The organism is Ruegeria sp. YTSC106, assembly GCF_059609765.1.
This window is the reverse complement of sequence record NZ_JBXWMI010000050.1, coordinates 1-1,180: the sequence shown is the minus strand read 5'-3', so window position 1 is coordinate 1,180 and position 1,180 is coordinate 1. Positions and strand designations below refer to the sequence as shown.

Annotated in this window: 1 protein-coding gene; it reads right to left on the bottom strand. The window is 59.6% G+C overall.

Going from position 1 to position 1,180, the window contains the following annotated elements; genetic code table 11:
* Nucleotides 1-4 precede the first annotated feature (4 nt).
* Nucleotides 5-1,180 (bottom strand): elongation factor Tu (tuf, locus tag AC2FEB_RS23315; RefSeq protein ID WP_117869839.1); only part of this gene is annotated, 1,176 nt, incomplete at its 5' end.

Sequence of the window (1,180 nt, the reverse complement as noted above, 5' to 3'; positions counted from 1 at the left end):
CGCCTTACTCTACGATCTTCGACACAACGCCGGCGCCGACCGTGCGGCCGCCTTCGCGGATGGCGAAGCGCAGGCCCTGCTCCATCGCGATCGGTGCGATCAGCTCAACCTCGAACGACACGTTGTCGCCAGGCATAACCATCTCGGTGCCAGCCGCCAGGGTCACGGTGCCGGTCACGTCAGTTGTACGGAAGTAGAACTGAGGACGGTAGTTCGCGAAGAACGGAGTGTGACGACCGCCTTCTTCCTTGGTCAGGATATAGGCTTCGGCTTCGAACTTGGTGTGCGGTGTAACCGAACCCGGCTTACACAGAACCTGGCCACGCTCAACACCGTCACGGTCGATGCCGCGCAGCAGGGCGCCGATGTTGTCGCCCGCTTCACCGCGATCCAGCAGCTTGCGGAACATTTCAACACCAGTACAGGTGGTTTTCTGAGTGTCACGGATGCCGACGATTTCGATCTCGTCGCCAACGTTGATCACGCCACGCTCGACACGACCGGTCACAACGGTACCACGACCCGAGATCGAGAACACGTCTTCGACCGGCATCAGGAACGGCTGGTCAACAGCGCGCTCAGGTGTCGGGATGTACTCGTCCACGGCAGCCATCAGCTTGCGGATCGATTCTTCGCCGATTTCCGGCTTGTTGCCTTCCATCGCGGCCAGAGCCGAACCTGCGATGACCGGAATGTCGTCGCCGGGGTAGTCATACGAAGACAGCAGCTCGCGGATTTCCATTTCCACCAGTTCCAGCAGTTCTTCGTCGTCAACCTGATCCACTTTGTTCATGAACACGACCATCGTCGGGATGCCAACCTGGCGGCCCAGCAGGATGTGCTCGCGGGTCTGCGGCATCGGGCCGTCAGCAGCGTTCACAACCAGGATCGCGCCGTCCATCTGTGCGGCACCGGTGATCATGTTCTTGACGTAGTCGGCGTGGCCGGGGCAGTCGACGTGCGCATAGTGACGCGTGTCGGTCTCGTATTCCACGTGGGCGGTCGAGATGGTGATGCCACGTGCTTTTTCTTCAGGCGCGCCGTCAATCTGGTCATACGCTTTGAAGTCACCGAAATACTTGGTGATTGCTGCGGTCAGCGTGGTCTTGCCGTGGTCAACGTGGCCAATCGTGCCGATGTTGACGTGCGGCTTATTACGCTCAAACTTTTCCTTTGCCAT